The 19,675-nt window shown below is 40.7% G+C and carries 17 protein-coding genes and 1 rRNA gene; 5 read left to right on the top strand and 13 right to left on the bottom strand.

Annotated elements, in window-relative coordinates; translation table 11 throughout:
* Together BN2425_RS14720 and BN2425_RS14715 are read right to left on the bottom strand one after the other, a co-directional pair.
* Positions 1 to 114 (bottom strand): 16S ribosomal RNA (locus BN2425_RS14720); the annotation flags it as partial.
* A gap of 242 nt (positions 115 to 356) precedes the next feature.
* Complete coding sequence (locus BN2425_RS14715) at positions 357 to 587, bottom strand: hypothetical protein (protein WP_042460874.1); 231 nt, start codon at positions 585 to 587, stop codon at positions 357 to 359.
* Positions 588 to 713: 126 nt separating this feature from the next.
* On the opposite strand from BN2425_RS14715, the gene pdaB reads away from it, so the two are divergent.
* Entirely contained in the window at positions 714 to 1,466 is a 753-nt protein-coding gene (pdaB, locus tag BN2425_RS14710) for a polysaccharide deacetylase family sporulation protein PdaB (protein WP_042460871.1), read from the top strand.
* A 30-nt stretch (positions 1,467 to 1,496) separates the two neighbouring features.
* Here the strand turns inward: pdaB and BN2425_RS14705 are convergent, their stop codons facing one another.
* The gene (locus tag BN2425_RS14705; RefSeq protein ID WP_042460867.1) at positions 1,497 to 2,180 is read right to left on the bottom strand and encodes a KinB-signaling pathway activation protein; all 684 of its coding nucleotides are present in this window, start codon (positions 2,178 to 2,180) and stop codon (positions 1,497 to 1,499) included.
* 148 nt (positions 2,181 to 2,328) lie between these two features.
* Here BN2425_RS14705 and gerD point away from each other — a divergent pair, with 148 nt between their 5' ends.
* Positions 2,329 to 2,916, top strand: coding sequence for a spore germination lipoprotein GerD (gene gerD, locus BN2425_RS14700; RefSeq protein ID WP_052352880.1), 588 nt, complete (start codon positions 2,329 to 2,331; stop codon positions 2,914 to 2,916).
* A gap of 223 nt (positions 2,917 to 3,139) precedes the next feature.
* On the opposite strand, the gene BN2425_RS14695 is transcribed toward gerD, so the two are convergent.
* The 3 genes from BN2425_RS14695 to BN2425_RS14685 all read right to left on the bottom strand — a co-directional run bounded on the left by BN2425_RS14695 (position 3,140) and on the right by BN2425_RS14685 (position 5,649).
* Positions 3,140 to 4,192 (bottom strand): Mrp/NBP35 family ATP-binding protein, encoded by a 1,053-nt coding sequence (locus BN2425_RS14695; protein ID WP_042460864.1) that lies wholly within the window; start codon positions 4,190 to 4,192, stop codon positions 3,140 to 3,142.
* A gap of 201 nt (positions 4,193 to 4,393) precedes the next feature.
* A complete protein-coding gene (gene cwlD, locus BN2425_RS14690; RefSeq protein WP_042460879.1) occupies positions 4,394 to 5,113 on the bottom strand; it encodes an N-acetylmuramoyl-L-alanine amidase CwlD in 720 nt (239 codons plus the stop codon).
* A gap of 92 nt (positions 5,114 to 5,205) precedes the next feature.
* Positions 5,206 to 5,649: a YbaK family protein gene (locus BN2425_RS14685; RefSeq protein ID WP_042460861.1), complete on the bottom strand. Its 444-nt coding sequence runs from the start codon at positions 5,647 to 5,649 to the stop codon at positions 5,206 to 5,208.
* Positions 5,650 to 5,990: 341 nt separating this feature from the next.
* Here BN2425_RS14685 and BN2425_RS14680 point away from each other — a divergent pair, with 341 nt between their 5' ends.
* Positions 5,991 to 7,391 carry an MFS transporter gene (locus tag BN2425_RS14680; protein ID WP_042460858.1) on the top strand — a complete coding sequence of 467 codons (1,401 nt, stop codon included), beginning with the start codon at positions 5,991 to 5,993 and terminating at the stop codon, positions 7,389 to 7,391.
* A 189-nt stretch (positions 7,392 to 7,580) separates the two neighbouring features.
* Positions 7,581 to 8,765, top strand: coding sequence for an ROK family transcriptional regulator (locus tag BN2425_RS14675; RefSeq protein ID WP_042460855.1), 1,185 nt, complete (start codon positions 7,581 to 7,583; stop codon positions 8,763 to 8,765).
* Positions 8,766 to 8,825: 60 nt separating this feature from the next.
* On the opposite strand, the gene BN2425_RS14670 is transcribed toward BN2425_RS14675, so the two are convergent.
* A complete protein-coding gene (locus BN2425_RS14670; RefSeq protein WP_042460852.1) occupies positions 8,826 to 11,132 on the bottom strand; it encodes a glycoside hydrolase family 2 protein in 2,307 nt (768 codons plus the stop codon).
* Positions 11,133 to 11,309: 177 nt separating this feature from the next.
* Here BN2425_RS14670 and BN2425_RS14665 point away from each other — a divergent pair, with 177 nt between their 5' ends.
* Complete coding sequence (locus BN2425_RS14665; RefSeq protein ID WP_235714645.1) at positions 11,310 to 12,530, top strand: AraC family transcriptional regulator; 1,221 nt, start codon at positions 11,310 to 11,312, stop codon at positions 12,528 to 12,530.
* A gap of 51 nt (positions 12,531 to 12,581) precedes the next feature.
* Here the strand turns inward: BN2425_RS14665 and BN2425_RS14660 are convergent, their stop codons facing one another.
* From BN2425_RS14660 to BN2425_RS14635, 6 genes are all read right to left on the bottom strand, one after another.
* Positions 12,582 to 14,330, bottom strand: coding sequence for a glycoside hydrolase family 3 protein (locus BN2425_RS14660; protein ID WP_235714644.1), 1,749 nt, complete (start codon positions 14,328 to 14,330; stop codon positions 12,582 to 12,584).
* An 18-nt stretch (positions 14,331 to 14,348) separates the two neighbouring features.
* Positions 14,349 to 15,188 carry an HAD family hydrolase gene (locus tag BN2425_RS14655; protein WP_042460846.1) on the bottom strand — a complete coding sequence of 280 codons (840 nt, stop codon included), beginning with the start codon at positions 15,186 to 15,188 and terminating at the stop codon, positions 14,349 to 14,351.
* Positions 15,189 to 15,297: 109 nt separating this feature from the next.
* The gene (locus BN2425_RS14650; RefSeq protein ID WP_042460843.1) at positions 15,298 to 16,152 is read right to left on the bottom strand and encodes an SDR family oxidoreductase; all 855 of its coding nucleotides are present in this window, start codon (positions 16,150 to 16,152) and stop codon (positions 15,298 to 15,300) included.
* Positions 16,153 to 16,177: 25 nt separating this feature from the next.
* Positions 16,178 to 17,224 carry a mannonate dehydratase gene (gene uxuA / locus BN2425_RS14645; protein ID WP_042460840.1) on the bottom strand — a complete coding sequence of 349 codons (1,047 nt, stop codon included), beginning with the start codon at positions 17,222 to 17,224 and terminating at the stop codon, positions 16,178 to 16,180.
* Between the two features lie 12 nt (positions 17,225 to 17,236).
* A complete protein-coding gene (gene uxaC, locus BN2425_RS14640; protein WP_042460837.1) occupies positions 17,237 to 18,652 on the bottom strand; it encodes a glucuronate isomerase in 1,416 nt (471 codons plus the stop codon).
* 46 nt (positions 18,653 to 18,698) lie between these two features.
* Positions 18,699 to 19,343: a bifunctional 2-keto-4-hydroxyglutarate aldolase/2-keto-3-deoxy-6-phosphogluconate aldolase gene (locus BN2425_RS14635; RefSeq protein WP_042460834.1), complete on the bottom strand. Its 645-nt coding sequence runs from the start codon at positions 19,341 to 19,343 to the stop codon at positions 18,699 to 18,701.
* Between the last annotated feature and the right edge of the window lie 332 nt (positions 19,344 to 19,675).

Below are 19,675 nucleotides of genomic sequence, written 5' to 3'. Positions count from 1 at the left end.
ACTCACCCGTCCGCCGCTAATCATCAGGAGCAAGCTCCTAATGATTCGCTCGACTTGCATGTATTAGGCACGCCGCCAGCGTTCGTCCTGAGCCAGGATCAAACTCTCCAAGAAAGTTGATATAGCTCATAAATTTTACGTTGGCTTCGTTTCGTAAGAAACGAATGTTTTATTGTTGACGTTTTGTTTGTTTAGTTTTCAAAGAGCAATCTATCGCTCAAAAGCAACTTTAACAATATAACATGCTGACAACTTAATTGTCAACCAATTTTTCAAGAAGTTGTTTTTGTCATCAGCGACGGTTATTAATATATCAGGATACTAAATATATGTCAACACTATTTCAAGAAAACTTTTTAACTTTTTTTGATACTCCTTTTAACATTACGTATGTACTTCATACACTCCTGATGTGATGCAACCCTTCTAAATAAAGCAAACAGAATTTTATACCTTTCCTCCATTGCTCTTTTGACAATATGATCAATTCGTTCGTCATTTAAATCAAACAATATTTCATCGAGTTCTCTTTTAATTAAGTATTCCATTTCCTTTACTTCCTTCTCGTTGATTAGAAGCCCAAACATAAATTACCTCCAAGAAAAATGTATGTTGTAGTATTGTTTTCCATTTTGGCAAAATTTATAATCACATATTTTTCAAATGATTGCATATGTATGTGACAAGGAATAGATTGGACGAGGTGGGAGAAGATGAATTTCTTTGTTGTGCTGAACGGGAAGGTATTGAAAAACATCGCTTTAATATTGATTGCTGCTTTTTTTACGGCTTGGTTCCTTTACATTGAAAACCTGGCTCAAATTCCTGTTTTTTCGATGAAGGAAAGCTCCAAAGCGATTTATCGAGGAGAAAAGAATGTAGCACTTACCTTCAATATTGGCTGGGGTGATGAAAAGGCAGAACCAATACTGGATACATTAAAAAATGAAAATGTGAAGTCTGCTACCTTCTTTTTATCAGGATCCTGGGCTGAACAGCATCCAGATCTTGTCAACCGCATTGTTAAAGAGGGCTATGAAATTGGACTCCTCGGTTACAATTATGAAGAATATACTGATTTAGAAGATGCCAAAATTGCCAAGGACATTTCTAAGGCTCAAGAGGTTTTTAAAAAGCTGAATGTCAAAGAGATCAAGCTGCTGCGAGCACCCACTGGGCATTTTGATGAACGGACGATAAAGATCGCTAAGCGCTATGGCTACACCGTGGTTCATTGGAGCTTAGATTCACACGATTGGCAGAATCCGGGTGTAAACAAGATTGTCGAAAACACTAGTAGGGCAGAAAAAGGAGATATCGTTCTGCTTCATGCTTCTGACTCTGCGAAACAAACGGCAAAAGCATTGCCGCAAATCATCCAAAATATACGTGAAAAAAACTTAAAGATTGTGACTGTCTCAGAGATGATTGCCAATGGGGAAGCACAGTCCAATGAAATCAGATAATAAACATGTTTCGACAAAAAAACCGTCAGATTAAACTGACGGTTTTTTGACTTTTTTATTCGTGTTTGTTGCAGGTTTGCTTCCTTGTTGACTCGCTTTAGCCAGACGTTCTTGCTCCGATTTCACATTTAGTTTATGAAGAATTAGTAATTGATAGGCATTACAAATCAATAAGGAAAAAACCATAAGATAAAACCAGTTTCGATCATTTACCTTGAGAACAGGGACCCATTCGATAATCGTTACTACTACCATAAAAAACACGGCTGGTATAAATGCCTGACGGTTGGTTTGCTTCATTTTTAACCAACCCGTTATTACCCCCGCTGCTAGCAGGACAATTGCCGGAACAAGGTACGGCGTAATCGAATCTCCTGATTTGGCAAAGTTTTCGTACCGTAAATAGACCAAATCAAATAACGAGAAGAGAATCAAAACAACTTGAACCCCATTCCAAAGGGAAACAGATTTAAAAATACCAAGTCCAAAACGGTGAATCGTCAAATACGCAAAAAATCCCATCTGGCTAATGGCGCTAAAAAGAAACCCCATAAAAAATAGCCAAATGAATGTGGAGGCAATATCTATTAGATTAAATTCGACAAAATACGGCTGAAATTCATCCCAGCGGACGATGAAACCGACAAATGCTGCTGTAAATCCGCCTACTAATAATGTATTTATAAACAGTCTCACCAAATTGCGGCTTGTCACACTATATACCTCCAATGAATAATTAGTCCATACTGATTGTATCAACTCATGTATGAAAAATCCATAAATTGCGTCATCCAGGAACGAATAATCTCCCTAATTTTTCTTCATTATAAAATTAAGGATTTTATGTGAAAGGAGCCTATCCATGAATCTAAAACACATATCACTTCTCCTGTCTGTTACCCTGATTTTAATAAGTTGTTCCGCACCCGATGCAAATGATCTTAGTGGTGGACAAGTGGATTATGACCAGACAAAGAAAATGGTTGTAGATATATTGAAAACAGATGACGGGAAAAAAGCCATCCAGGATGTAATGACCAGTGATGGAGTGAAAGAAAAATTGGTGATGGATCAGCAGGTTGTGGCTGACACCATTCAACAAACCTTGACATCTGATGCAGCAGCAGACTTTTGGAAAAAAACCTTTAGTGATCCAAAATTCGCTCAAAGCGTAGCAAAAAACATGAAATCCGAGAACCAACAATTATTGAAGGATTTAATGAACGACCCTGAATATAGAGCCATGATGGTTGAGGTTTTTAAAGAACCGGAAATTCAAAAAGAGATGACGGATGCTTTAAAAAGCAAAGAATATCGTGAACATCTTCAGCAAGTCATTACGGAAACAGTTGATAGTCCTTTGTTTAGAGCTAAATTGGAAGAGATATTGACAAAGGCTGCAAAAGAAACAGTACAATCCAAAGCAGGGGGAGAAAAATCCGGGAGCTAAAATTGACTTATTAAATCTTAATAAAATCACTTGCTAGTCCGAGGATGACACCAAAAAGGCTAAACAGAATTAAGGCTATATAAAGGTCATCTAAGTTGGTTAACCTGCTGATTGAAGCGGAAGGAAACGCCTGGAGCGCAAATTAACAGCCCATAAAAGGTGCAAAAAAAGACTGTCGACAAACCCGATTTTTATCGGATTGTCGACAGTCTGTAACAAAAACTTATTTATTTAGCCGGCTTACTACATTTTCAGCAATATTCAGGTAGGTTTTACCCAGCTTATGGTCTTCCTGATAAATCGATGGGGCAAAGTCCTCTTCGTTCCAATCAGGTTGATCAAGCGGCAACCGTCCAAGAACCTCGGTATTTAATTCTTCAGCCAGTTTATCACCGCCGCCGCGGCCAAACACATACTCTTTCTCTCCAGTTGCCTTGCTCTCAAAATAAGCCATATTTTCAATAACACCAAGGACCTCATGATTGGTCCGAACTGCCATGGCGCCGGCACGGGCGGCAACAAACGCAGCTGTTGGATGAGGTGTTGTTACAATAATTTCTTTACAAGCTGGCAGCATGGTATGAACATCTAATGCGACATCCCCTGTTCCCGGAGGCAAATCGAGCAGCAAGTAGTCAAGTTCTCCCCACTCCACCTCATTAAAGAAGCTGTTTAACATTTTACCCAACATTGGGCCGCGCCAAATGATTGGAGCATTATCTTCCACGAAAAACCCCATGGAGATGACTTGTACCCCAAAACGTTCAACCGGAATAATTTTTTCTCCGCGCACAACAGGGCGTTTCGTGATACCCATCATATCAGGAACACTGAAGCCATATATATCCGCATCAATCAACCCGACTTTTTTACCCAATCGTGCCAACGCCACTGCGAGGTTTACCGATACCGTAGACTTCCCTACACCGCCTTTACCGCTGGCGATTGCGATGAAGGTGGTATTATTTGAATTAAGCAGGCTCTTTTCTTGTTCTGGCTCTGCTTGCCGGTTCGCTGCCAATACTTCATCTGACAGTACCCCAAACCGAATGCCTACCGATTCTGCACCAGCTTCTTTCAATAAATTGACCACTTGTGTCTGCAATTGCAGCTGTTCACTGGTGCCTGTTCGCGCAATATCAATTTTCACGCTTATGTGGTTTTTCTCTTGTTTGATTTTAATTTCCTCAATGGCGTTTAACTCAGACAGAGTTTTATGTAAAAATGGTTCTTTGAGACCCCCTAGAATCTCTCGTACCTGTGATTCTGTTATCATGTGCAAAGACACCTCACCTTTTGAATTCGTTTCCAACTCCTAGTATATCACAAACACCCTTGAAACCTGTTATATGAATCACACCGCTCTATTTTTATAAAATGCTCTGTTAAAATTGGCCGTTGATTTCCGCTCCAATAAACGGAATCAACATTATAACAGAGCCTAAAAATAAAAATGGAAGGTGTGTTCTGCCTTCCATTAATCTGTATCCTTTAATTCTTTTTCATAAGTAAAATATCGGTTGATTCCGCGATAGATGGATTCAGCTATCTTTTCCTGATAGGATTCTTTTTTTAAATTTGCACGTTCCTGCGGATTTGAGAGGAAACCTACCTCAACTAATACCCCCGGCTTTTTCGCGTGCTTGAGGATATATACCGAGTTGATCGGCTTTGCCTTTCTATTTGTATTTCCTAAATTTTCTCGAAGTTCCTCTTGAATAAACTTGGCAGCCCGCGCGTTCTCCTTATGATGCGGGGCATAGAAGGTTTGGGCGCCGCTCCATCTAGTTGAAGGAATCGCATTTAAGTGTATGCTGACAAAAAGGTCATTATCCGATTGATTGATCATTTCAAGCCGCTTTTTTAAATCCTCTACTTTTCTGCGGCTGTACCCCCGTGTCCCAGAGTCTGCCAAATCAGTGTCCGTATCCCGCGTCATAACCACCAAGGCACCCTGCTCCTGCAGATAATCGCGTACCATTAATGTAATATCTAGCGCTATATCCTTTTCTAATGCATCTTTTGGTCCAGCGCCGCCATCCGGTCCGCCATGTCCAGCATCTAGCAAGATAATTTTCCCCGATAAAGGAAGACTCCAATTTTTCCATGAGTCGTCTTCAGAAAAATCATATTGTAATATGAAAAATAACACGGTTAACCCTACCGCAAAAGCTATTATCTTTATCCTGTTTGACAGCACCCCAATCAATCCCTCCCGCTCGTCCCTTGTTCACTAAACTATATGGGACAAGGAAGGGAAATAGAACCAGGAATCTTCTTTATGCTGGATTAGTGGAGACGAAGTTTATGGCGCCGTTGGCCTTTTTCGTAGCCTTCCCGCCACCAATCATATACATATTGCTCACATAGATAATATAATGATTCACTCATGGCACCTTCTTCTCCATTTCCCCAAAACAGCAAGAAATTATATAAAGTATCAGAAAGATGCTTTTCTTCTCGATAGCAGCGCATACGAACTTGCTCCATATCTTCCCCATGATAACCAAACTTACTAAATTTTGCTCCTAATAAATAGGCTTCAAGGGCTACATCGTAACAAGCCTCTTCCACACCTGCATTCATCATGACGCTTTGCGACATTCTCGTGGAACCGAAGTAATGCTGGACTCTTTCCTTCAATCTATTTAGTGAAAGGTCGCGAAGTATCGATCGCTCATACTTCATTTGTTTTTCACGTCGTTTTTCTCTAAAAGTTGTTATAACAGTCACTTCGAGATCACCTCTTAGGACTATTTTTCAACTGCTTCATGTAAGAAATGCAATATGGACATTGCCAATTTTTATCCTGAATGAAAGCCCCTAAATATGTTCCAAAGAACCATGTACAGAATGCTTGTAACAATTTGTTCAAAAGTGTATAAACTTTTTTGCAGCGTTTTCAAAAATTATGTTGACGCTCTCACACGGGCGGTGTTATTCTATGTTCACAGTAATTAGTTTGTTTGCTAAACCAATTAATTACTCTATCTCGAGATGAAATGATATATTTTTTTTACTGTTATTGTAAGGGATTTCATATTATTTAATTTTTCTTATTGGAGGTATATATAATGGGTCAACCTGCTATTAAAACAACTACTGCTGCCCCAGCTTCTGAACATCGTCCTTTTGGTATGAAAGACAAACTTGGCTACTTATTCGGTGATTTTGGAAACGATTTCTTCTTTATTCTAGTTGCATCGTTCTTAATGGTATTTTATACAGACGTTTTCCATCTAAATCCGGCTGCTGTCGGCGGACTGTTCTTAGCAGCTCGTTTATGGGATGCTTTTGCTGATATCACATGGGGTCGTTTTATTGACACAAGAAAAGCAGGTAAAAACGGAAAATTTAGACCCTGGATTTTTAGGATGTCGATTCCTCTTGTCATTACCGGTGTGTTAATGTTTGTTCATATTCCTGGAATGTCACACGGATTTTATCTTGCTTATGCATATGTCACTTATATTCTTTGGGGCACATTGTATTCTACTGTTAATATCCCTTACGGTTCTATGGCGTCCGTTATTACTGGTGATCCTGTAGAACGTACTACACTATCCAGTTGGAGAACATTAGGTGCTCAATTAGCTGGTCTCGTTATTAACGTAGTTGGACCTATGATTCTTTTTGTTGACAATAAAGCAGATGCTAACCATTTCTTGCTTGGTGCGATCATTTTCGGAGTTCTTGCCATTGCCTGTTATATGGCTTGTTATAAATTATCTGTGGAACGTATTACTTTAGATGATACTGAAAAACCAAAAATGAACTTAGGCAAAACAATGAAAGGTCTTGGTAAAAATAAACCATTAATCTTTTTCCTTATTGCTTCATTAACTTTCATGATTGTCTTTATGTTAATCGGTGCAGTAAACGTATATCTGTTCAAAGACTATTTTGCCAATGCAAAAGCATTAAGTATGGTCGGTCTTCTACAATCCTGCGCCGTATTTGTTGCTATGCCATTTATCAATCCGTTAGTTAAGAAATTTGGTAAGAAAGAAGTGGCTTCTGGCGGTTTATTAGTTGCTGCCCTTGTTTATGGAGTTCTATACTTGCTTCCAAATCTGAATGCAACACAATTTATCTCTATACTAACAGTCGCTATGCTTGGTTATGGTGTCTTTAACTTAGTCATCTGGGCTTTCGTTACTGACGTAATTGATTATCATGAATATTTAACTGGTTTGCGTGAAGATGGAACAGTTTACTCCATCTACTCCATGGCCCGTAAAATCGGACAGGCTGTTGCAGGTGGTGTTGGCGGCGCTGCTATCGCGGCAGTTGGCTACAACCCAACACTGAAAGCTCAAACAGCAGATACCTTACACGGTATTCACACGCTTGGCACTCTAGTTCCCGCCATCGTACTTGCGGTTGTGTTCCTAATTATTGTATTCCTTTATCCATTAAACAAAAAACGTACAGAACAACTTGCCATTGATTTAGCAGAAAAGAGAAATGCCTAAATTTTATAAACAGACGTGCTAGAAAACAGAAAGAAGATAGCCAAATGCGATTGGCTATCTTTTTTTCTACTAGTAAGAGCTGTTTGGCGATGTTCTTTCTGCTATAATGTTATTAACTATAGAGGAACGCAACGATTTAATAAAAATGATTTTAATCTGCTTTAAAGATTAATCTAGGGGGATATAATCGTGGTTACAGGTGATGGTGCCTATATAAAAAAAATCAATAGAGGCATAATTCTTGAGAAAATCATCGAACACGGAATGATCTCACGGGCGGATTTATCTAAAATTACCGGTCTCAATAAGGCTACCATTTCTGCTCAGGTGAGTGATTTACTAGAGGAAGGATTAGTTAGCGAAACACAAATGGAGCATCATAATGTAGGAAGAAAACCCATTATGCTGTCTATCAATCAGGATGCTGGCTATACATTGGGAGTCGATTTGGATTACGAGGAAATTCATTTTACCCTAGCTGATTTACAAGGGACCCCTGTGCATAGTTATACCGAAATTCCATCCACTCATGATTACGAAGACATTGTCAAACTGCTGATCAAACAAGTAAAAAGGCATCAAAAAAAATCCTTAAATAGCCGCTACGGACTAGTTAGTGTCATGGTCGGTATACACGGAACTGTCAACAAAGATGAAAGTATTTACTTCGTTCCTAAATACGGCTGGCGTAATAGAAATCTTAAACATGACTTAAAAGATAAACTTGATTTGGATATTTATATTGAAAACAATGCTAACCTGTCTTCTTATGCAGAACGAGTGTTTAAATTCCACTCCAGTAATAATCTCGTCAACATTATATTATCGTCGGGTATTGGTGCAGGAATCATAGTCGATGGGGAAATTCATCGCGGTTATCATGGCTATGCTGGTGAGATGGGACATATGATCGTGTCGTTAGATGGTAGACCATGCAGCTGCGGCAATAAAGGCTGCTGGGAACTATATGCATCCGAGCCAAGTATGATTAAACAACTGTCTTCCTTATTAGGAAAGGAAGCCTTAACACGGAAAGAAGTACTGAAGTTGATTACCGAGAGAGACTCGGTTGTTATGAATCAAATCAGCAGCACTTTGCCCTATATATCGATTGGCCTTAACAATGTGATTAATTTATACAATCCAGAAACCATTGTCATTAACAGCGAAATATTGGCCAACTTCCCGAATGCTGTAGAGCTGATTGAGAGTCATTTGCATTCTTCTGTCAGCCAATACTGCCAACTTGTCCTGTCTGAACTTGGTGATAGAGCTTGTATCTTGGGCGCCTGTGCCTTAGCCCTCCAGCGATTTCTGGAGGTGCCAAAACTCACGTTGAAAACGGCACAAGTCACCCAATCCATACTTGTCTAAATCCGGTTAAAAGACTTCCTCTTATTTTCAAAGGAAGTCTTTTTTGTATTAAGGATTAAATTATTTTTTTATCTTTGTCAATTCTCTGTTTAATCGATAAAGCACCTTGTCCGTTAAGACATCCTCTGCCATTGTTGCCAGCACATCCAGTTTCATTGATTTCATCATCCCAAATGATGGGCTGTCAGCAAATTTGCTGCCTAAATATTTTTCAAGGACTTCTTTTGCTTGTTCGTTTTGCAACAATCTCTCAACCGTGTCCCGTGTGGAATATACATCTTCTGTAATGGTGAGTTCTTCGATTTCCACATCATCATTGAGATCTGGCATGGTGAACCAGTTTGCAACCATTCCGCCTGTGTCAGCTTCAGGAGCCTGGTAACTTGGGTTAGGCTCGGCCACCTTATTAAATCTGGCCACGTCCGCCAGGATTGCGCCATCTTGGCTGGAAACAGCCTTTATCTCATTGATTCCTTCATTTAAAGACACATTTTCAAAAATGAAGACATGATTATCACTCGTTTTCGTTTCTGTTTCCTGGCCATTTACATAAAGAGTGACGGCATCACAGTTGGAATAAATTTTTATGGTGATATCATTTTCCGGTCTATCCACAAACCGCTTGCTTGTGATATGAACAAACTTTTCTTCTGACCAGTTGGCTTTGTACATATAAAAAGCATCTTTTTTAATTTTACGATCATAGGTCATTAAACCTTTGTTGTTGCGGCCCTTTACGCCGCCTTCATCACGGATATTGGCGCCAAAGTCAAACATGTTCCATACATAGGTCGCCCATAGGTACGGCCGTTTTGAAAAAATGCCCCAGACCGTTTCATGATACAATGCATGGTATTCTTCCGAATAATCTTTCACCTTGGGATCATTCGTATGATACTGGAGAATCCCTTCTGCTCCGTACTCGGAAATTCCCAAAGCAACATTCGGATTGGTTTGATGGAACCCGTCCATCCAAGGCCCAAAGTCTTCAGATTTTCCGGTATACCAGCCATAATATTTGTTATATCCGACAATGTCTGTAATGAAGTTATACTCATCATCTTCTTCGACAAACATCACATTGGCCATGGTGGTTAATCTTGTCGGGTCTTCTTTCTTCGTCAGCTCATTTAGTTCTTTGACAAGTTTTCTGACTTCCGGACGCTCACCGCCAATTTGGATTTCATTTTGGATGCCCCAGAACATGATGGATGGGTGGTTGAAGTTTTGGCGAATGAGTTCCGTCATCTGCTGTTTAGGGTTGATGCCTTCCAACTCTGTTTGGGACATGACAGAGATAAAGGGAATCTCCGCCCATACGACCATACCTTCTTGGTCACAAAGATCATAGAAGAATTGATCATGCTGGTAATGAGCCAAACGGATGGATGTCGCCCCAATTTCTTTAATAAATTCCATGTCTTCTTTATGCTCATTTTTCGTAATGGCCCAGCCCATATCTTTTCGGTCTTGGTGTCTGGAAACACCATACAACGGAAGATGCTCACCATTTAAAAAGAAACCCTGCTCCGGATCGACTTTAAAATAACGGACACCAAATGGAATATGCACTTCATCAATCGTATCGTTAAAGCTTGTTAAAGAAACCTTTGCCTGGTACAGATAGGCATTTTTTCTGCCATTCCATAAAGTTGGGGATTCAATTATCGCCGGCACTTCAACCACTTTTGTTTCACCAGGAGCCAGAAAAACCTCTTTTGCGGCATACGCAGCGCTAGTTCCCCCTGCATCAAGAACATCGGCCCATAGCCTAACTTTTTTGTCTTCACTTTCATCATTCGTGATTCTTGTACGGATTGTCAACCGTGCTGATTCTTCCGTAACCTCATCCTGCACCAGATAAATACCCTGTGAACCGTAGTCCAATAAGTCAAAATGGACAGGGTTAGCGATAATCAAATTCACATCGCGGTAGATGCCGCCATAAAACGTAAAGTCCGCCATCTGCGGATAAACATCTTCAAAAACTGTATTATCCACTTTCACAGCCAGGAGGTTCTCCTTGCCAAACTCTACAGCCTCTGTGATATCAAAACGAAAAATTGAATATCCGCCTCTATGCTGGCCAAAATGTCGTCCATTTACATATACATCCGTGACACTGTTGGACCCATTAAATTCAATAAAGACTTTATTATCCTGATCTTTTGTTTCAACTGTAAACTCTTTCCGATACCAGCAAGCACCTTTATAGAAATCAAAGCCATTAGCGCCATCAATCGCATTCCAAGTATGGGGTACATTGACTGTCTCCCAGTTCTCATCATGGAAGGTTTGATCCATTGCATTTGGTTCATCTTGTTTGATAAATTTCCAGCCCTGATTTAAACTTATTTTCTTTCTCATGATTCTGCCTCCTTTTACTCTAGACACATTCTAAGCGCATACATTTTTAATGGGATATGGTTGAAAATCTATTCTTATTATAATATAGTGAAAATACTAGCAATCGTACATATATGCGTTTATTAGCACATATTTTACATTTTATTTGTATCAATCAATTGAATGGAGTGTTCCGCAATGGTCCAAGATGCTACCAAGATCTGCACACTTTTACACTCGCTTACTAAGCTCAATACTAGATTTGTTCATTCGGACGGCCATGTCGTCTTTCAGCTGATTCAAAACAAAGTATCCTGGTTATTTCCCGGAGATGAGGAAGAACCCAGGATCATGAATCAAACGTTAAGGAACCACCCGCCCCATAGTTTTTATTACTATATCAATACCTATGGGCTTGAATATATTGCAGCAGGCATTTGGAAGGACGGGGAATTCCTAGGTTCCATCTCAATCGGCCCGTTTTTGTCCAGTATTCCCGCCAGCGAATTTATTCGCACGATTATTTCTAAAAATAAACTTCCTATCAGTGATCGAAAACAGCTTCAAGAATTTTATCATGGGTTAACCGTCCTAAGCAGCACCGACTCCAATAGTTTGGGGGATTTACTCGTCAATCTTTGTTCGCACCCCCATATTGACTCCCAGCTCATTACTACTGAACTGATTCAGCAGAATCAAGTTCAAAAGCCCAAACCGTATAGCATTGATGAGACGAAAGAAGTGATTGAGCTACGTTACCATTATGAAAAAAAATTAATGGACGCCATAACTAAAGGGAACAAAGAAGAACTTATTCCCGTTTTAAATGCATCCAACAGTATTTTGAACTTTGCTGACCGGGTACCTGAAAGCCCAATCCGTTCTGCAAAAAATATTTCCTTCACCGTCAATACCCTTTGCCGGATTGCGGCTGAACGCGGCGGAGTACATCCAGTGCAAATTCATATGATTTCGGAGAAATTCGCCATACTCATTGAACGAGCCCCTAACCTGCCTTATCTAAAAGAATTATTATCGGTCATGACGATGGAATACTGTGATATGGTTAAAACCTATTCAACACAACACTTAAGCCCGATCGTAAAAAAAGCAGTCAACTATATCACTTTTCATCTCGAAAAACCGCTGACATTAACCAGCATTGCAAAAGAATTGGGGATGAATCCGTCCCATTTGTCGCGGAAATTTAAAGCCGAAACAACGATGAGTGTGATCGATTTTATCAACCATAAACGTATCGAAGAGGCCAAGTTTTACCTGAAGCAAGGTGATGTCTCCATTACGGATATCGCCTTTATGACAGGTTTTAGTGATGTGAACTATTTCAGCCGGGTTTTTAAAAAATGGACCTCGCTTACACCTACTGAATACAGTAAAACCAAAACAGCAGCTGATTAAGAATCATTGCTGTTTTGGTTTCTTTTACCGCTCAAAAGGCTATTATTTATCTTATAATCTAGTCTGCCATTTATTGCACCAAACGTTTTCGTTTGGCGTTCCTTTGAATTCAGATTCGCCCATGATTTTATCAATCGTTTTGCTAATCGTTATTTCGTCGTCATTGTAGGCATTAATATAACATTTCACCATAGGCACATCGGTTAAATGAGTTGTAAAGTTTAATGATACAAACACAGTCGGTACTTCATGAACATACCAAGGAACTTCATTACTCATGGCTGTCTTCCATTGGATGCGATAGTTGTTTTGCGCCCCATAGCCAATAATATCAGCAAAAACAAGCGCTGCATCGACTTCTTCACGGTATTTTAGGGTGGATCCTTTAATACGGGTTGTACCGTCATTCACTGTTACCTCAAAACCGCGTCGTTCTAGCTCAGCCTTAATATAATCAAGGACTTTTGAATTTGCCTCGTAAATACCGCCTTTTTCACCTTCCAAGAAATACAGGCGAATCCGTTTATGGGTTTCAGGGCGGATTGGCAACTCATCAAATGTGTTTTTCACTAACGTAATTCCCTTTTCAGCTGCTTCTTTGGCACGGTTAATATGGTCTTCACAGCCGATTACTTTAAGGTCTTCTTTTGACCGCAATAATGTTCCTTCTTTTTGAGCCTTATGAAGGCCGATTGCTGCCTTCAGCCCTAAAATTCTCTCCAATGCATCTTGCAGGCGTTCTTCTGTAATCACGCCTTTTTTATAGCCGTTTAACATAAAGTTATAGTCTTCCTCAATATCATTGAAGAATAGGAACATATCACAACCCGCTGCGATGGCTTGCGGCACATAATCCTCTCGGCGCATCGCAGAGCTCATTCCCAACATATGGGTGGCATCCGTAACCACCAAGCCGTTAAAGCCTAACTTCCCTTTTAACAGGCCATTAATTAACTCCGGTGCAAGGGTTGCTGGTAAGATATCTTTATCTTCAAGCTCTGGAGCCAGAAGTTTTTGATACTCAGGCAGAGCAATATGGCCAGCCATAATCGAATGGACTCCATTTTCAATGTGGTTGCGATAGACCTTACCGAATGATTCTTCCCATTCTTCTACTGGTAAATCATTGACGCCCAAGACTAAATGATGGTCGCGCTCTTCTACTCCATCACCGGGCCAGTGTTTAATACACACCCCGATATTGCTTTCCCTTAGTCCTTTAATGTAGGCATTGGTATGTTTGTTAACTGTTTCGGCATTCGTGCCGTAAGCTCGTGTGTTAACAATGGTATTTCTCCAGTTTTTCAAAATATCGACGCAGGGGTCAAAGTTCCAGTTTACCCCGATGGCCTCTTCTTCACGGCCGCTTACATAACCTGCATCAAATGAGACTTGCTCATCTCCTGAAGCTTCGCACATTGCCGCTTTGGCAACATAGGTACCATCATTCATAGCGCCATTTCCGCCTGAATCACAGTTGGCTGCCACTAATAAAGGAATTTTGGAGCTAGATTGTAGTTCGTTGATTAAATCCTGCACTTGCTCTGATGTGCCCCCTTGATAACGGGCACCGCCAATATGATATTTGTTAATGATTTCTGCATTGGTCAAGTTATTGCCGCTGAATTGATCGCCGCCAAAGAAGAATAGATTAATGAATAATTGGCCAATTTTTTCTTCAACGGTCATCCCGGAAATGGCATTCTTCACCCATTGGATATCCTCATCATTGAGGTTATATGGTTTCGCTTTTAGATCCACTTTTGGCATTGTTACATTTTTTGCGATTCTTGGTTTCATGGTGATCACTCCACACAATTATTTCAAGTTATTATTAAATTCATCAATTAATTGCTGCTGATAGGCACCGGCAAAACTGCCATCCAATAATTTGCCAAGAGCTTCTTTCCTAAAGCGTTCCCAAGAGAACTTTTCTTTGCCAACCAGGATTGGATAATAAAGCACTCCGTTCTTATCGGCCGCATCCAAATCCCCAGGGGCGTCTCCGACCATGAGGACATGGGTATTTTCATAGCTGAACTTCTTCAATTCTGCAATACAATGTGCCTTGGTCCCAGCTTCTTGACCAAGCATAACAGACACATGAGGAGCCAGCTCATGTCTTGTCCATTCGTCTAAAACTGCTCCGCCATTGGCCGACGAGACAATCGCCACATCAGCTACCCTAGCTGCCGCCTCAAGGCCTTCCCTTGCTCCTTCAAACGGATGGTCTTCTCCAGATAATTGTCCAATGGCCCGATTCACCGCATAGCTCCATTCAAGTGCCTGCTTTAGCTGTGGATCATTGGTTTTTTCAATTTCCCGCTCAAGGGCAGGATTAGATAATTCCGGTGTGGTTTCTGTCCACTTTTTAAAAGAAGAGATGTCCGGCATAGAAATGCCTTCTGCCTCAAGGGCTTCAAATGTGGTCACTACCCCTTTAAAGCGGTTGATGCCTCTTGTTTTTGTATATAAATTGATCTCATTCCAGACTTTCAAGAACAGTTCCTCGATTGAATGGAGGTTCCATATCTTTACGGCCTCCGGGCCAAAACATTTATAATGTTTGACATCCATCGTATCCATGGCGCAGCCGTCAGAATCCACACACACTAATAACTCTTTTGTTTTTTGAAAATCCGTAATCTCATTTTTCATTGATCACACCTCTTTTTTTGAGCTCAAACAACGTTGCCGGAAAATAAATTTTAAGGCTGCTAATCCAACATAGTTGGACTAGCAACCTTACTATTTGAGATATTTTCTATTACACTCCCGTGTAAGATGAGAATCCGCCATCGATTGGAAGAACAACGCCTGTCACAAAGCTTGCCGCTTCTTGGCTGGCAAGGAACAATAAGCCGCCAATTAATTCTTCCGGCTCACCAAACCGCTCCATTGGTGTGCTGTTAAGGATTTTTCCTGTTCTTGCCGTTGGTGTTCCATCTTCGTTAAACAGTAACTTTTCGTTTTGTTTAGTTACTAAGAAGCCTGGTGCAATGGCATTGACACGGATGCCAGCTTTGGCAAAATAAGTAGCCAGCCACTGGGTAAAGTTACTGATGGCAGCTTTTGCTCCGCTATATGCAGGAATTTTAGTTAAAGGTGTGTAAGCATTCATCGATGATACATTGATAATGCTGCAGCCTTCTTTCTCGAGCATACCCTTAGCAAATACTTGAGAAGGAAGCAGTGTGCCAAGGAAGTTCAAGTCAAATACAAAGCCAACTCCCTTTGGATCCAGTTCAAAGAAGGTTTTTAGTTCTGGATTTTTCTTCACTGTTTCTGCATTGTAAAATTCATCATCAGTCGTTCCGCGCGGATTATTTCCGCCGGCACCATTTAGAAGAATGTCACATGTGCCAAGTTCTTTTTCAACAATTTCTCTGGCTTGTTCCAAAGCTTCTCGGTCTAAAACGTTAGCTGCAACACCAATGGCTGTTCCGCCAGCCGCTTTAATTTCATTTGCTACATTGTCAGCAGGCTCTTGATTTAAATCCAAGATTGCTACTTTTGCACCACACTCTGCCAAAGCTTTTGCAAAATAAGAGCCTAATACTCCGCCGCCTCCAGTTACAACGGCTACTTTCCCCGTTAAATCTACTTTAAATGGAACTGTCATGATTCTGCCTCCTCTAAGTTAGCTATTATTTTCTATTTTTTTGTTCCGCTTCCCATAAACCATTAAGATAGGTTGCACCCAATGCACGGTCAAATAATCCGTAACCCGGTTTTCCAGTTTCTCCCCAAATCATTCTTCCATGGTCTGGGCGGATTGGACCAGTATAGTCAAAGTCAGCCATAGCACGAATCACTTCGTACATATCAATGGAGCCCGCGCTGGACAGATGAGCAGATTCCTCGAATGACATGCCTCCGGTCAGCTTCACGTTGCGGGCATGAACAAAGTTTACCCGGCCTTTTTTACCGAAATAGCGAAGCATTTCTGGAAAATCATTATCAGGATTAGAACCAAGTGAACCACTGCACATGGTCAAGCCATTATACGGGCTGTCGTAAAGGTTAATAAATCTTTCAAGATTTTCTTTGTTTGTAATGACGCGTGGCAGTCCAAAAATGTCGAATGGCGGATCATCTGGGTGGATGGCCATTTTTACGCCAGCCTCTTCAGCAACAGGGATAATCTCTTTAATAAAGTATCCAAGATTTTCCCACAGTTTTTCATGGTCCACATTTTTATAGTGGTCAAATAGAACTTGCAAGTCTTCTTTCTTATAGCTGGAATCCCAACCTGGAAGGGACAGTTCGCCTGTCAGCGGATCCATTTTCTTTGCCACTTCTTCTTCAAAAATAAGGGCGGTTGAACCATCTGGAAGACGGTATTCTAAATCTGTACGGGTCCAGTCAAAGATTGGCATAAAGTTATAGCAGACCACCGGAATTCCAGCTTTGCCAAGATTGCGGAGTGTTTCTTTATAGTTTTCAATATATTTATCACGAGTTGGAAGACCGATTTTAATATCTTCATGAACTGGTACGCTCTCAATGACCGAGATTCTTAAACCAGCTTGTTCCACCGTATTTTTTAATTCTTCAATTTTATCCAAAGGCCAAGCTTCACCGACCGGGATATCATAAATAGCGGTGACAATCCCTTTCATTCCAGGGATTTGACGAATATACTCAAGTGAAATAGAATCAGTTTTGCCGTACCAGCGAAAAGACATTTCCATGTTAAGTTCCTCCTAATTGTTTAATTCGATAGTAAAGTAGTTTTTTGCGTTGTTAAAACAAATATTCTCCACCAGCTTTTTCAACAGGGCTTGGTCATCTGGAAGTTCCCCTTCTTCAACCCAAGAACCGATTAAATTACAAAGGATACGGCGGAAGTATTCATGACGGCTGTAAGAGATAAAGCTGCGGGAATCGGTTAGCATCCCGACAAAGTGCATCAGTAGTCCCTGATCGGCTAAAGCTGTCAACTGACGAATCATTCCCGGTTTTGTATCATTAAACCACCAGCCAGAACCGAATTGAATTTTACCTGGGATACCAGGCTCTGTTTGGAAGTTCTGTATCGTACTTCCAACCAAATCATTATAGATAGGGTTCAAATTATACAGAATCGTTTTTGGCAGCTGATTTTCCCGATCACAGGCATCCAGCAGAGCATTCAATGGTGCCGCCACTTCCCCTTGGTCATTGATTGAGTCGTAACCCGCATCCGGTCCTAACTTTTTGAACATACGAGAATTGTTATTCCGTATCGCCCCAAAGTGGATTTGCATCGCCCAATCACGTTTCTTGTAACATTTCGCAAGGAAAATCATAATAGCTGTCTTAAATTTCATTTCATCATCAAAGCTTACTTTCTGACCGTTTCTTCCTGCTGTAAGAATGGCATCCAGCTCGCTTGGATCATACTCAGCAAATGGAATTTGTCCTAATCCATGATCAGAAATTCTGCCGCCCTTTTGATGGAAATACTCCACTCTTTCTTCAAGTGCCTGGAGGTATTCATCAAATGTAGTGATTTTCCTAGTTGTCACCTTTTCAAGTAATTGTACAAATGGAACAAAGGTATCTTTATTAATTTCCAAGCCTTTATCCGGACGGAAGGTCGGCAATACTTTCACAGGGAAGTCCTGCTTGGCAATTTGCTCATGATAGTAAAGGTCATCCGTTGGATCGTCTGTTGTACAGATTACCTTGACGTTGGAACGTTTGATTAAACCTTGAACAGAATAATCATCCTGCTTTAGTAGTTCATTACAGTGGTCCCAGATTTTTTCCCAGTTATCTTCACTCAATAACTCTTCCATACCGAAATACTTTTTCAATTCAAGGTGAGTCCAATGATAAAGGGCATTTCCGAGCGTGTAAGGTACCGTTTTAGCCCATGCTTCAAATTTTTCTTTATCGCTGGCATCTCCGGTAATATAACGTTCATCTACCCCATGTGCCCTTAACGCTCTCCACTTGTAATGATCGCCTGAAAGCCAAAGTTCGGTTATATTGTTAAACTTGCGGTTTTCCGCAATTTCCTTTGGTGAGAGGTGACAATGATAATCGTATATCGGCATGTTTTCGGCATATTGATGATATAACTCTCTAGCTGTCTGATTGTTTAACATGAAATCATCATGAATAAATGCTCCCATACCTAACTTCCTTTCGTGATGGAGTGAATAGTACAACCCTACCGAATTATTGAACGGCTTTTATGGATTCAATACGATCCATGAACTCGCGGGCTGTCCGTTCAACCGAACTGTAATCTCCGTTGGTAACACCTTTTGTAAGCGCACTGCCCATTCCAACAGCAAACGCACCGTTTTTCATCCATTGGTCGACATTGCCGATACTAACGCCGCCTGATGGCATTAACTGTGCATGGGGAATCGGGCCTTTAACATCTTTTATAAAGGATGGTCCCATTAAGCTTCCCGGGAATAGTTTAACGACGTCTGAACCGTAAGTGAGCGCCTCCATAATTTCGGTGACGGAGCCGCAGCCTGGTAAGTAAGGCACCGCATAACGATTACACATTAAAGATATTTCTTTATCAAAATGCGGGCTCACAATGTAACGAGCTCCGTTTAGGATGGCAATTCTAGCTGTTGCTGCATCTAAGACTGTCCCAGCCCCGACGATCATCTGCGATTCCCCTAATTGGGACAATTCACGGATGGCCTCTTCCGCACCAGGGGTCGTGAATGTGACCTCAAGAGAGCGAATCCCGCCTTTGAATGCATTCTTTGAGATTTCAACGGCATCTTCTTTATTCTTTCCGCGGATAACAGCTACCGCGTAGCCTTTGTGCATTTCACTTAACACTTCAAATTTTTGCAACAAAACGATCACCTCATAGCACTTAAAAATATAGTTAAAAGACAATATTGATATTCTAACAGTCCATATCTATTGTTTAAGTTTGGTTGATAAGATATACAATGCCTTTCAAGTACTTGGCAGGAGTCTCTTACCATCCGGCTTTACTGAAGATTGGACTTTTTTACTTTTTATCATTAACTTCGCCTTGCATACTTGTATACTAGCATACTTTTTAGGTGGTTACAATAATAAGTTTAGAAATTGGGGAGAAATATTATAGCGCTTTCATGAAACAACCATATTCAAATAGGAGCTACTTATCCGCTAGTCAACTGCTGTTATGCGCAAGT

This window comes from Neobacillus dielmonensis, assembly GCF_000612665.1.
GTDB lineage: Bacteria > Bacillota > Bacilli > Bacillales > Cytobacillaceae > Neobacillus > Neobacillus dielmonensis.
The sequence above is the reverse complement of the archived record's forward strand: the minus strand, read 5'-3'. Positions and strand labels throughout refer to the sequence as shown.